We start from the raw sequence: 14,059 nt of genomic DNA, 5'->3' as shown, positions 1-14,059 counted from the left end.
GTACAACGGTTTTCAAGACCGCCGCAATCGACCACTCTGCCACCTCTCCAAAACTTCTTTCGAAGTGCTTTATTTCTCAAAAGCGATGCAAAGGTATCGCTTTTTTTTGAATATGCAAAACTTTTTGAAGTTTTTTTCTTGAAAAATTATTTTTTTCCTGTTTTTTACTCCTATGACAGTATACAGCGCTAGTTATTGAACCCTATTTCTTATGCTTCCCGGCACCTTTCAATAATTCACGACTAAATTTCATTTCTGCCTTTTGGATATTATAAATCTTTTTTGGACTTAACACTTTCTTATACTTATGCAAATACTCCAACTCCAATTCGTCAATAGTAAGACGAGTCTTTATTACATCTTCAGTTATTCTGGAATACTCTGCATCAGTAATATTTTGTGCTTCTTTTGTTTTTCGTATCTTATCCCACATTTCTTTGTTGTACGAAAACTTCTTGTCCTGCAGTTCAAAGTACAATGGAAAAAATTTTGCAGCTTCATCCTGAGTCAAACCGGCTTTTTCTACAAAATATTGTTTTTGTCTTTCACGAAACTGCTCCTTGCTCATACACTCTTTTTTATCCTGTGCCTGCATGGACAAGCAAGTCATAAACAATGTGATTATAATAATAAGTCTGCTCATAACAATCGGGTTAATTATATATTTCCAAATCTGCATCAGTCAGATACATATATAATGTATAGTCATCCATCATAGCCTGATCCAATATAGGGTCAATATATTCATCAGGAATACCTTGTACTGAATCTGTCATTGATATATTTACTTTATCAATATCTTTACCTACAGGTTTGTCCAACATCATTACACGCAGGCCAAACATAAGTCCACAGAACATTGCCACCATATAAACCCATGGCTTGACCCTTTCCCATAGAGTTATTTCTGCATTTTCTTGAACATCAGCTTCAGGAAGTTGCTTCATTATTTCGGGAACAACATTTTCAAAGTATCCTTCAGGCACCTTGAAAGGATTTTTCTTCCCTATCCTGTTTTTTAATTCGGTATCTTCCTTCATATTATTATCTCCTTCCTTTTATGTTAGATAAAAAATACTGTAAAAGGTTTAATCGTTCTGTTTGAAATATTCTTCTATTTTCTTCACAGCATGATGATATGAAGCTTTTAGAGCTCCTACAGTAGTCCCAACAATTTCAGATATATCCTCATATTTCATTTCCTGAAAATATCTCAAATTGAAAATAATCCTTTGCTTCTCTGGAAGTGTACGTATGGCTTTCTGAAACAAAAGCTGCGTTTCATCGCCATCAAAGTACGGGTCCCCCTCAAGCATATTTATAAAATTGGAATCAGCCTCATCTATAGAAATATTTTCCTGAGCTCTCTGCCTGTTGAGAAAAGCTAGACACTCATTCAAAGCTATCCTATAGAGCCATGTGGAAAGTTTGGCTTCTCCTCTGAAATAATCTATATTAGTCCATGCCTTGATAAATGTATTCTGAAGGATGTCATTTGCATCATCATGCGAAGCAACCATTCTTCTTATCTGCCAATACAGCTGTTCGCTGAACTCACTTACCACATCTTCGAACGCCTTACGGCGAGTAGCAAGATCATGCAAACGTTCTTTTATATCGTCTTCTTTATTATTAACCATAAAAACAATATGCTGTATTATATTCAAATATTTATACTCAAATTCTCGTTTGCCAAAATTGTATCGGCAAAAACTTCTTTCGCTTCAGTCAAAAGGCATTCATCGTCATCATATCTTGCCGAGAAATGGCCTATAACCAGCTTCTTAACTTCCGCCATCCTTGCAATCTCGGCCGCCTGCCTAGCCGTTGAATGCATTGTAACCTTAGCCCTAGCCTTCTCAGTTTCCAGAAAAGTGGCTTCATGGAACAGTAAATCCACGTTTTTTATCTGCTCAACTATTTTCGGACAGAACATCGTATCAGAACAGTAAGCATAGCTCCTAGGAGGATCGGAAGGTACAGTCAGCCTGCTGTTAGGAACCACAGTTCCATCCTCACACACAAAATCCTCACCGTTCTTAATTCTGTTAATCATATACACTGGCACCTTATAGAAATCTATCATATCTCTTATAATATGATTAGGTAGAGATTTTTCCTTGAAAAGGAAACCACACGTAGGCATTCTGTGTTTCAGAGGAATGGTTTCTACTGTCAACGAACGGTCATCGTATATTACAGTCCGTTCTGCAGGATCAATATCATGGAATATAACCTCAAAGGGTAATCCCTTACAGAAAAAATCAAGTTGAGGTTTGAGCAATATCTGCAAATCAGGATGAGCATATATATGCAGATCGGCAGTTCTTTCTATCATGCCGAAAGTTGATATCATACCTATAAGTCCGAAGCAATGATCGCCATGCAGATGTGATATGAAAACATGGTTAAGTCTTGAAAATTTCAATCTGGATCTGCGCAGCTGTACCTGTGTTCCCTCTCCACAGTCTATCATAAAAAGCTTCTCTCTTACGTTGATGACTTGTGAAGTGGCAGAATGCCTCATCGTAGGCAATGCAGAACCGCATCCCAATATGTTAAGCTCAAATTTTTCCATGCCGACAAAGATAAATAAAATCTTCAAATAGTGTCAAAACGAAGATATAAATAAACTAAAGTATAAGCCTTTCATACGTTTGAAGAAAAATGAACTGTCATTTTAAACAAAACGCCCTGTCATTTGAATTCGAATGACAGGGCGTTTTGTAACCGTCAAAATAAGAGCCGAAAGCGGGACTCGAACCCGCGACTTACTCATTACGAATGAGTTACTCTACCAACTGAGTTATTTCGGCGGGATAAGTTCTTATTTTGTGGTTCAAAATTACTTCTTATTTTTTTATTGACAAATGTATTTCCATTTTTTTTATCATAGTTCCTTATATTTATCACATATAATAAAACAGTAATACGAATATTTTTTTCTAAAGATGTATTAACGGAATGCATATATTTCATTGAAAATACTTATCTTTGCACCCCGAATATAACATAAGAAAGACTTAATATAACACATTATATATTTTTATTAAGAGCCAGAAGATGAAAAGATTTTATTCGGTTTTTCTATATTGTAGAACTTCGGAAGCATACAGAAATACGTATGTTATATTTTCTTTTTCAAAAATACTGACTTTTCTTTTTCAAAAAATTCATATTTACCCGGAAATGCTTTTCGGCATATCCGGGATTTTTTTCGTCCAACAGCATTATACAATATACAACAATACAAATATAGATAATTAAGGTATGGAACAACTAAAGCATGAATGTGGAGTGGCTATGATACGCCTGATGAAACCACTGGAACACTACCAGCAGAAATATGGTACATGGATGTACGGACTTAATAAGCTGTACCTTCTGATGGAAAAACAGCACAACCGTGGACAGGAAGCTGCCGGACTGGCTTGCGTGAAACTTCAGGCTGCACCTGGAGAAGAATACATGTTCCGCGAAAGAGGACTTGGCGCAGGAGCCATAACCGAGATATTCGGAACTGTACACAGCTATTTCAAGGATCTGACACCTGAGCAGATGCGTGATGCCAAATATGCAGAAAAGTGTCTTCCTTTTGCAGGCGAACTGTATATGGGACACTTGAGATATTCTACGACAGGTAAAAGCGGAATATCGTATGTACACCCGTTCCTCCGCCGCAACAACTGGCGTGCAAAAAATCTTGCATTATGCGGAAATTTCAACCTTACAAATGTTGATGAAATATTTGCGTCAATCACTGCCGACGGACAGCACCCACGCAAATATGCCGACACATATATAATGCTTGAACAGGTAGGACACCGCCTTGACCGCGAAGTGGAAAGGCTATACACAGAATGCAAAGGCGAAGGTCTGGAAGGTATGGACATCACTCATGCCATAGAAGACAGAATAGACCTGACAAACGTTTTGAAGACATCAAGTCCGGCATGGGACGGCGGTTACGTGATATGCGGACTGACCGGTAGCGGCGAAAGCTTTGCCGTGCGCGACCCGTGGGGAATACGTCCTGCATTCTGGTATATGGACGATGAAATATTCGTACTGGCTTCAGAACGTCCTGTGATACAGACAACACTGAATGTTCCTGCCGACAGTATAAACGAACTTCAGCCTGGCCAGGCAATAACGATAAGCAAAAAAGGACAGATGCGTCTGGCTCAGATAAACGAGCCTAAAGTGAAAAAGGCTTGTTCTTTCGAACGTATATACTTCAGCCGCGGTAGCGACATGGATATATACCGCGAAAGAAAAATGCTTGGAGAGAAACTGGTCAAGCCTATACTTAAAGCTATAGACAACGACGTTATACACACGGTATTCTCTTTCATCCCTAACACAGCCGAAGTGGCTTTCTACGGAATGTTGGAAGGTTTCGACAACTATCTGAATGAGCTGAAGGTACAACGTATAGAGGCCTTGGGGCATAAACCGAGCCACAGCGAGCTTGAACAGATTCTTTCACAGCGTATCCGAAGTGAAAAAGTCGCAATTAAGGATATAAAGCTGCGTACGTTCATCGCCGAAGGAAATACCCGCAATGATCTGGCAGCACACGTATATGATATTACATACGGAAGCCTAGTGCCATACGCAGATAATCTGGTGATAATAGACGACAGTATAGTTCGTGGTACAACACTGAAACAAAGTATCATAAGCATACTCGACCGTCTGCACCCGAAAAAGATAGTAATAGTATCATCATCGCCACAGGTGCGCTATCCGGACTATTACGGTATAGACATGGCAAGCATGGAGCAGTTCATTGCTTTCAAGGCTGCCATAGCACTGCTTGAAGAAAAAGGTATGCAGGACATTATAATAAATGCATACAGCAAATCTAAAGCACAATTAGGATTGCCTAAAGAAGAGATGGTGAACTACGTGAAAGAAATATATGCACCGTTCACAGACGAAGAAATATCAGCCAAAATGGTGGAACTGCTGACACCTGCCGGCACACAGGCTAAAGTTGAGATAGTATATCAGACACTTGAAGGACTTCACGAGGCATGTCCTGACCACACAGGTGACTGGTACTTCAGCGGAGACTACCCTACTCCCGGCGGAGTGAAACTGGTAAATCAGGCATTTATAAACTATATAGAAGAAAATTACAAGTTTTAAAATAAAACTCAAAAAACATACAGATAATGAGAAATGTAACATTGATCCTCGACGACGGGAGCCGCTTCCATGGCAAGTCGTTCGGTTATGAGAAACCGGTAGCAGGCGAAGTGGTGTTCAACACAGCCATGACCGGTTACCCTGAAAGTTTGACAGACCCTTCGTATGCCGGTCAGCTTATGACACTGACTTATCCTTTGGTTGGAAACTACGGTGTACCTCCTTTCACTTTCGCGGAAAACGGACTTCCTCATTTTATGGAAAGCGAGAAGATTCATGCCGAAGCGATTATCGTAAGCGACTACAGCGAAAAGTATTCTCACTGGAATGCAGTAGAAAGCCTTGGCGACTGGCTTAAACGTGAGCAGATACCGGGAATAACAGGCATTGACACACGTGAGCTTACTAAGGTATTGCGCGAACACGGTGTGATGATGGGAAAAATCGTATTCGACGATGAACCGGACAACATTCCTGAGGCTGAATATGCCGGAGTGAACTATGTTGACAAGGTTTCCTGCAAGGAAGTAATCCGCTACAACGAAGGCGAAGGCAAGAAGAAGGTCGTACTCGTGGATTGTGGTGTTAAATCGAACATTATCCGTTGCCTTTTGAAACGCGATGTAGAAGTAATCCGCGTTCCATGGAACTATGATTTCAACTCTCTTGAGTTCGACGGTCTGTTTATCTCAAACGGTCCTGGCGATCCAGACACTTGCGATGCGGCAGTACAGAACATACGCAAGGCTATGCAGAATGAAAAACTTCCTATCTTCGGAATCTGTATGGGTAACCAGTTGCTTTCGAAAGCAGGAGGTGCAAAAATATACAAACTGAAATACGGTCACCGCAGCCACAACCAGCCGGTTCGCATGGTGGGAACTGAAAAATGTTTCATCACTTCGCAGAACCACGGTTATGCCGTTGACAACAATACTCTTGGATCTGACTGGGAACCATTGTTCATCAACATGAACGACGGCTCTAACGAAGGTATCCGCCACAAAAAGAATCCTTGGTTCTCTGCACAGTTCCACCCTGAAGCTGCGAGTGGTCCGACAGATACAGAATTCCTGTTCGATGAGTTTGTAAAATTGCTGTAATCCATTAAAAAGAAAAGTACAATGAAAGAAAATATAAAGAAAGTATTATTGTTAGGTTCCGGAGCACTTAAAATCGGCGAAGCCGGTGAGTTCGACTATTCCGGTTCACAGGCTCTTAAGGCTCTTAAGGAAGAAGGTATAGAAACCATCCTTATCAACCCTAATATCGCTACAGTGCAGACTTCAGAAGGAGTGGCAGACAAGATTTACTTCCTGCCTGTAACACCTTACTTCGTAGAAAAAGTAATTGCAAAGGAACGTCCTGACGGCGTACTGCTCTCATTTGGTGGACAGACAGCATTGAACTGTGGTGTTGCTCTCTACAAGGCAGGTATATTCGAAAAATATGAGACTCGTGTTCTTGGTACTCCTGTACAGGCTATCATGGACACTGAAGACCGTGAGCTCTTCGTTCAGAAACTTGACGAAATCAATGTCAAGACTATCAAGAGTGAAGCTGTAGAAAATATCGAGGATGCACGTCGCGCAGCAAAGGAACTTGGCTATCCTGTTATCATCCGTGCTGCATACGCACTTGGTGGTCTTGGTTCCGGTTTCTGCGACAATGAAGAAGAACTTAACGTATTGGCCGAAAAAGCTTTCTCTTTCTCTCCACAGGTACTTGTAGAAAAGAGTTTGAAGGGATGGAAAGAAGTGGAATACGAAGTAGTGCGCGACCGTTTCGACAACTGTATCACTGTATGTAACATGGAAAACTTCGACCCGCTGGGTATCCACACCGGTGAGTCTATCGTCATCGCTCCGTCACAGACTCTTACAAACAGTGAATACCACAAGTTGCGCGAACTCGCTATCCGCATCATCCGCCACATAGGTATCGTGGGTGAATGTAACGTACAGTATGCTTTCGACCCGGAATCGGAAGACTACCGAGTAATCGAGGTTAATGCCCGTCTGAGCCGTTCTTCTGCTCTTGCATCTAAGGCTACAGGTTATCCTCTGGCTTTCGTTGCCGCGAAACTCGGTTTGGGATACGGACTGTTCGACCTTAAGAACTCTGTAACAAAGACTACTTCCGCATTCTTCGAGCCGGCTCTTGACTACTGCGTATGTAAGATTCCTCGCTGGGACTTGGGTAAGTTCCACGGTGTTGACCGCGAGCTTGGTTCAAGCATGAAGTCGGTAGGTGAAGTAATGGCTATCGGACGTACTTTCGAAGAAGCTATCCAGAAAGGTCTCCGTATGATTGGTCAGGGTATGCACGGTTTTGTTGAAAACAAGGAACTTGTTATCGACGATATCGACAAGGCTCTCCGCGAACCGACAGACAAACGTATCTTCGTTATCTCTAAGGCTATGCGTGCCGGTTACACTGTTGACCAGATCCATGACCTTACAAAAATAGACAAGTGGTTCCTCGACAAGCTGCAGAACATCATGCAGACATCTAAGGAGCTCCACGAATGGGGAAACAACCATACTCAGCTTTCACAGTTGCCGAACGAACTGCTTTATAAGGCTAAACGTCAGGGATTCTCTGACTTCCAGGTAGCTCGTGCAATCGGTTACAAGGGTGAGATGGAAGATGCTATCGTTGATATCCGTAACCACCGTAAGAGTGTAGGTATCGTGCCTGTAGTGAAACAGATAGATACTCTGGCTGCTGAATATCCTGCACAGACCAACTACCTGTATCTTACTTATAGCGGCGTAGCTAACGATGTTCATTACCTTGGCGACCACAAGAGTATTGTGGTTCTCGGTTCAGGAGCTTACCGTATCGGTTCTTCTGTAGAGTTCGACTGGTGTGGTGTTCAGGCTCTTAACACTATCCGCAAGGAAGGTTACCGCTCTGTAATGATTAACTACAACCCTGAGACTGTATCTACAGACTACGATATGTGCGACCGTCTGTATTTCGACGAGTTGACTTTCGAACGTGTGATGGATATCCTCGACCTCGAAAATCCTCACGGAGTTATTGTTTCTACAGGTGGACAGATTCCTAACAACCTAGCTCTTCGTCTTGATGCTCAGAAGGTAAATATCCTCGGTACTTCTGCCAAGAGTATCGACAATGCAGAAGACCGCGACAAGTTCTCGGCTATGCTTGACCGTATCGGTGTAGACCAGCCTGAATGGAGCGCGCTTACTTCTATGGAAGATATCAACGCATTTATCGAGAAGGTAGGCTTCCCTGTATTGGTTCGTCCTTCATACGTGCTTTCAGGTGCAGCTATGAACGTATGTTCTAACCAGGAAGAACTAGAACGCTTCCTGCAGCTTGCAGCCAACGTATCGAAGAAACACCCTGTAGTAGTGAGCCAGTTCATAGAACATGCCAAGGAAGTTGAAATGGATGCTGTGGCACAGAACGGTGAAATCGTGGCATACGCTATCTCTGAACACATCGAGTTTGCCGGTGTACACTCAGGTGACGCTACTATCCAGTTCCCTCCACAGAAACTTTATGTTGAGACTGTACGCCGTATAAAGCGTATCTCTCGTCAGATTGCAAAAGAGCTTAACATCTCCGGTCCGTTCAACATTCAGTTCCTTGCACGTGAAAACGATATCAAAGTTATCGAATGTAACTTGCGTGCCAGCCGTTCATTCCCATTCGTAAGCAAGGTATTGAAGATTAACTTCATAGAACTTGCCACTAAGGTTATGCTCGGTCTGCCTGTTGAAAAACCTGAGAAGAACTTGTTCGACCTCGACTATGTAGGTATCAAGGCTAGCCAGTTCTCATTCAACCGTCTGCAGAAGGCTGACCCTGTATTGGGCGTTGATATGGCATCTACAGGTGAAGTGGGATGTATCGGCGACGACACTTCATGCGCAGTATTGAAAGCTATGCTTTCTGTAGGTTACCGCATCCCTGAAAAGAACATACTTATGTCAACAGGTACACTGAAACAGAAGGTTGACTTGCTTCAGGCTGCACGTGCCCTCAAGGCTAAAGGTTACAACATCTTCGCTACTGGCGGTTCATCCAAGTTCCTTACAGAAAACGGCGTAGAAAATACACGCGTTTACTGGCCAAGCGAAGAAGGACATCCTCAGGCTCTCGAAATGTTGCATAAGAAGGAAATAGACATGGTGGTAAATATCCCACGCGATCTTACTCCAACCGAACTTGAAAACGGTTATAAGATCCGTCGTGCCGCTGTGGATTTGAACATTCCTCTTGTTACAAACGCACGTCTTGCAAGCGCATTCATCAACGCGTTCTGCACAATGAGCATAGACGATATAGCAATCAAGAGTTGGGATGAATATAAATAACCAACAATATAAATAAAAAGATTAAGACCTCTCTTACGGACATTTTCCAATAAGAGAGGTCTTTTTTTATTTCTTATAACCGGAATTCTGTAATAACCAGTTATTCATCTGAATAATCTTTTCAGGGATTGGGAATACGGTTGTAAATCCGGTTTCTTCATTTTCCAGCTGAGGACGGCTGCTATATGCTTCAGTGTAAACTCCGAACCTTATCATATCCTGACGTCTCCATCCTTCCCAGGCAAGTTCAAGCATTCTTTCATCCAGAATATTTTCAAGAGTAGCACTCCTGGCAGGGGCATTTACTCTACTCCTGACAAGATTAAGCTCTCTGTCACCGTTTTCTCCATTACGAACCTTGGCTTCACATTTCATAAGAAGCACATCGGCATATCTGTAAAGAACGATATCATTGTCTATAAGTTTTCCGTCTTTGAAGCCTGTTGGATCTACTTCATATTTTTTCATTCTTGCTCCGGCCGTCTTTTCGTACGTTCTACCTGAAACGTCAAGTTCTACCTTCCATGGCTCATAGACCAAACGTGTCTTTCCATCATCCAGCATTATAGGATTTCCGTCTAGATCGGTAAGATCGTCATCAAAATAGCAGAAATCAAATCGTGGATCTTCATTTTCCGTTCCGTAGCCGAATGTTTCAAGAACATCCAGAGTGGCAGACGCACCGTTCTCTCCACCAAGTCCGTAAGCCTTTGCATGATTATAATGACGCGACCTGAATAAATATATGAACTGATTGGTATATAATGTCTTGTCCATAGGTATAACAAAAATATTCTCAACGGACGATTCATTGAACACTGCAAAATTAGTCCTATAGTCCGGTTCCAGATTGTATCCTGCCTCTGCTATCTTGTCGCAATAATATATTGTGGCCTCCCAAGCGTTCATCCTTGTTCCGTCTATTGTAAATTCTATATCAGCTCCGTTTGGTCTTAAATTGTCAGTCCATACATCATCTGTATATACCTCGGCATTCAGTGCCAGTTTAGCCAACAGGAAATATGCCACATGTCGTGTAATTCGTCCGTAATACTCTCCGGGGATATTACTACGTTCGTCTGCCAGATAAGGTAAGGATTCCTGTAGTTCATTTACAATAAACCAAAAGATTTCACTCCTTTCTGCCTGTTCTTTCACCGACTTCTCAACTTCTGTTTCCCTTATGAGCGGCACTCTCCCGAACAAATCCATAAGATGGTAATAGAATAATGCCCTTAGAGCTCTGACTTCTGACATCAAAGGTTTTGTGTCATCACCACTGTGTTCTTTTGCATAGTCCTTTATTCTTCTGGCAGATTCATTACAAAGCATGACTGACTTGTACAAATATTCCCATGTGGCAAGAATAGAATTGTTATTTGTTCCCCAGTCATGAAGATATAGTCCCTGCCAGAATCCACCGTCATACCAGTCCGCGCCACGCGTAGGCATTATAGCCTCATCGGTGGTAAAAGTATTAAGGTCGTATATACCTCTTCCGGTGCCCTGTATCCCCTCACTGTCATTATATCCGCCAATATTATTATAAAGAGTGGCAACACTGTGCATGTATAGTTCTTTCAGATTTCCGGCTATCTGATTTTCGTTTATTGCGTCCTTTGGATTTTCTTCCAAAAAACCCTTGCAAGATGACAGACAAAGGATACAAGCTGTTATGATGTAAACATATCGTTTCATACGCATAAATTTTAAAAGTTCAACCCAAGGCTTAAAGTATATGTCCTCGATACAGGATAGCTGCGTTTATCGTCAACTCCCAATGTACCGTCTATACCGGAACTGTTTATAAGCGGAGTAAGTCCCGAATACCCGGTTATAGTCGCCAGATTATTTATAGTAAAAGCCAGTCTGCAACCCTTCAGCCACAGTCCGTCCTTTACTTTAGGTTGCCATCCTATTGTAAGATAATCGAAATTAAGGTAGTTCCCGTTTTCCAGCCAGTAGTCCGTAGCCGTCTGGTCACGTATCATCTTCTTAGGAGCTTCTTCCATAACATTATAGTCAGGCAGGTTATTCATGTTCATATATGTAAGTGCAGTACCGTTATAAATCTTATGACCGAATGCACCGTTCATCTGTAACGAGATATCGAAAGATTTATATCTCAGACTGATATTTGAACCGAGTATATATTTAGGTATGGCCTGTCCGGCTATATATCTGTCTTCTCCATCTTCTATGCTTACTCCGTCTCCATTCAAATCGGCTATACCATACACATAACCTCCGTTACCGTCATCTTTCAGCCCTGTACATTTAGGCAGATAGAAAACGCCCAATGGCTGTCCCACTATCTGATACACTATATTGTTGTTTCCACCATGAAATCCGGCACCATTCAGTCCGGCAATGGCTGTATATTCGGCAGCTGATATATAATTACCTTCATACATTCCGCCAAGCGACAGCAGTTTGTTCTGCTGATAGGTGAGATTTGCGTTTATCATAAGTTCCCAATCCCCTGTTCTCACCGGAGTACCTCCTACTGATATTTCCACGCCATTGTTTTCCATCGAACCGATGTTTGCCAAAAGGGTATTATAAGTGAACGGAGGAACGCTGACATGATAATTATAAAGCATATCACTTGTTTTCGACTTGTAATAATTGACAGACAGAATAAACCGGCTACCATACATTTCAAGGTCGGCACCAGCATTGAAAGTCTTCTTCACTTCCCATTTCAGATCCGGATTGACATTTCTAAGTGTTTCAAAAGTGACCATAGGCAAGTTACCAACAGGAGCTACCCCATTCGGTTTAGCCAGATTCATAGTGGTATAAGAACTTATTCCTCCCTGGTTTCCGGCAAGTCCGTATCCCAGTCTGACTTTCAGATTATCGACTATATCAACATACCTCATAAAATCTTCCTGCGATATGTTCCACGCTACAGAAGCTGAAGGGAAAAATCCCCATTTATGGTTCTCGCCAAACTTGGATGACGCATCAGTACGCGCATTCAATGTGACAACATACCTGTCATCATACGAATAGTTCACACGGCCCAAAAATGATACCTGTCTGGGATCTTCAAAATAAGAGCCTGTACCGTCCCATGGTCTCAATGCTCCTGCCTGAAGATTATTGAAGCCCATATAATCAGATGAAAAGTTTGTAGCTGTAGTATAGAATCCGGAATATCTGTCCTTAGAGAGTTCACCCAATGCCAATACATCTATAAAATGTTTTCCCATCTGTCTGTTGTATGTAAGCATCATATTTCCCAGCAATGATTCCGAACTTCTCAAACCTCTGTATCCCTGACCGTAAGCCCATACTGTTGTAGGTAAATATTGGCTGTCCTCAGTATTATTATATGTATATGAGCCGAAAAGTACCAGCTTCAGTCGGTATGGAAGATTTACGTTTATTTTAGCATGCGCACTGAAGTATGAGGCTGCTTCACGGTTGTCAACCTCCATCCATGCCAACGGATTTGTTATCTGACTGGCCGTAGTAAGATTATCCCAGGCACCTGAAGAATTCTTTTCTCCGGGGAAAGTAGGATTGAAAGTTGCGGCCGAATAAAATGTCTTCTGCAGATCGAACAGACTTCTTTCCCTTTTCACCGAGCCGAATATTCCAAGTTCACAATCTACCAAGTTATCTATAAGCTTCTGGTTCAGATTCATGTTTGATGTAAACATCTTCATACCCTCGTTCATTATATCTCCTTCCATATCCAAATATCCAAGAGATACACGGTAAGTGGATTTCTCTCCGCCACCATAAAGAGCAATATTATGATTCTGCCTTATGGCCGTTCTTTCTATTGCTTTCTGGAAATTTGTATTATAGCCTTTGTCTATAATACTCAATCCCAGACCTGAGGTGACATTTCTGTATTCATCGGCATCGAGCATTCCTATTCTTTTATACACACTGGAAATACCGAAACTTCCACTGTAATTTATACTTGTCTTGCCCTTGATACCTTTCTTTGTCACGACATTTATTACACCGGAAGCCCCACGCGAACCGTATTGAGCCGTTTCGGAAGCATCCTTCAATATAGTAAAGCTTTCAATGTCTGTTGGATAAATTGAGGTAAGCAAAGTCATATCCCCTATAACACCATCAACAATGATTAACGGTGAGTTACCTCCCGTTATGGATGTAGTTCCACGCAGACGTACCGCATCAAGAGCAGCCGTTCCGTTCCCCCCTTTATTGATAGTAAGTCCTGCCACTCGTCCCTGAATAGCCTCAATAGGATTTACAATCTGTATTTTGTTCATCTGATCTTCTTTGATCAGTTCCACTGATCCGGACAGTTTCTTAATGCTTCCGGTGGCATAGCCGACATTTACTACAGTATCGGCAGAGACTTTGTCTAATTCTTGTTCTTGTGCATTAATAGTTTGGCCTGCCAATATTAAAGGCAATGCTGCCAACAAACTAAGCGTATTGGTTCGCTTGTGTTTTTTCATAATGATATCGGTTATTTGTTTTTCTCAAAAATAAGTATTTATATAATGAAAAACAAGAAATAGGCATATAAGGTTGAAATCATATGCACATATTATACA

9 protein-coding genes and 1 tRNA gene are annotated in these 14,059 nt (G+C 41.8%); 3 read left to right on the top strand and 7 right to left on the bottom strand.

The genetic code is table 11. The features are described 5' to 3' along the window. Positions 1-202: 202 nt before the first annotated feature. From Q0486_RS00705 to Q0486_RS00685, 5 genes are all read right to left on the bottom strand, one after another. Positions 203-643: a hypothetical protein gene (locus Q0486_RS00705; RefSeq protein ID WP_299229282.1), complete on the bottom strand. Its 441-nt coding sequence runs from the start codon at positions 641-643 to the stop codon at positions 203-205. A 10-nt stretch (positions 644-653) separates the two neighbouring features. After that, the gene (locus Q0486_RS00700) at positions 654-1,040 is read right to left on the bottom strand and encodes a hypothetical protein (protein ID WP_299229279.1); all 387 of its coding nucleotides are present in this window, start codon (positions 1,038-1,040) and stop codon (positions 654-656) included. 48 nt (positions 1,041-1,088) lie between these two features. Then, the gene (locus tag Q0486_RS00695; protein WP_299229276.1) at positions 1,089-1,640 is read right to left on the bottom strand and encodes an RNA polymerase sigma factor; all 552 of its coding nucleotides are present in this window, start codon (positions 1,638-1,640) and stop codon (positions 1,089-1,091) included. A 23-nt stretch (positions 1,641-1,663) separates the two neighbouring features. Further along, positions 1,664-2,578: a ribonuclease Z gene (locus Q0486_RS00690; protein WP_299229273.1), complete on the bottom strand. Its 915-nt coding sequence runs from the start codon at positions 2,576-2,578 to the stop codon at positions 1,664-1,666. A gap of 165 nt (positions 2,579-2,743) precedes the next feature. Further along, positions 2,744-2,816, bottom strand: a tRNA-Thr gene (locus Q0486_RS00685). A gap of 454 nt (positions 2,817-3,270) precedes the next feature. On the opposite strand from Q0486_RS00685, the gene Q0486_RS00680 reads away from it, so the two are divergent. The 3 genes from Q0486_RS00680 to carB are packed head-to-tail and all read left to right on the top strand — an operon-like array spanning position 3,271 to position 9,506. After that, on the top strand, positions 3,271-5,154 hold the full coding sequence (locus Q0486_RS00680) for an amidophosphoribosyltransferase (RefSeq protein ID WP_299229270.1): 1,884 nt from the start codon (positions 3,271-3,273) through the stop codon (positions 5,152-5,154). Positions 5,155-5,180: 26 nt separating this feature from the next. Next, complete coding sequence (gene carA / locus Q0486_RS00675; RefSeq protein WP_154044505.1) at positions 5,181-6,257, top strand: glutamine-hydrolyzing carbamoyl-phosphate synthase small subunit; 1,077 nt, start codon at positions 5,181-5,183, stop codon at positions 6,255-6,257. A gap of 21 nt (positions 6,258-6,278) precedes the next feature. After that, positions 6,279-9,506, top strand: coding sequence for a carbamoyl-phosphate synthase (glutamine-hydrolyzing) large subunit (gene carB / locus Q0486_RS00670; RefSeq protein WP_294457812.1), 3,228 nt, complete (start codon positions 6,279-6,281; stop codon positions 9,504-9,506). Positions 9,507-9,572: 66 nt separating this feature from the next. Here carB and Q0486_RS00665 read toward each other — a convergent pair whose 3' ends face one another. Then, complete coding sequence (locus Q0486_RS00665; protein WP_299229260.1) at positions 9,573-11,204, bottom strand: RagB/SusD family nutrient uptake outer membrane protein; 1,632 nt, start codon at positions 11,202-11,204, stop codon at positions 9,573-9,575. Positions 11,205-11,215: 11 nt separating this feature from the next. Beyond that, positions 11,216-13,960, bottom strand: a complete 2,745-nt coding sequence (locus Q0486_RS00660) for a SusC/RagA family TonB-linked outer membrane protein (protein ID WP_299229257.1) — start codon at positions 13,958-13,960, stop codon at positions 11,216-11,218. Positions 13,961-14,059 lie beyond the last annotated feature (99 nt).

It is taken from the genome of uncultured Bacteroides sp., from assembly GCF_937912035.1.
Classification (GTDB): Bacteria; Bacteroidota; Bacteroidia; order Bacteroidales; family Bacteroidaceae; genus Phocaeicola.
Note: the sequence above shows the minus strand (reverse complement) of the source record. Positions and strands in the feature narration are given on the sequence as shown.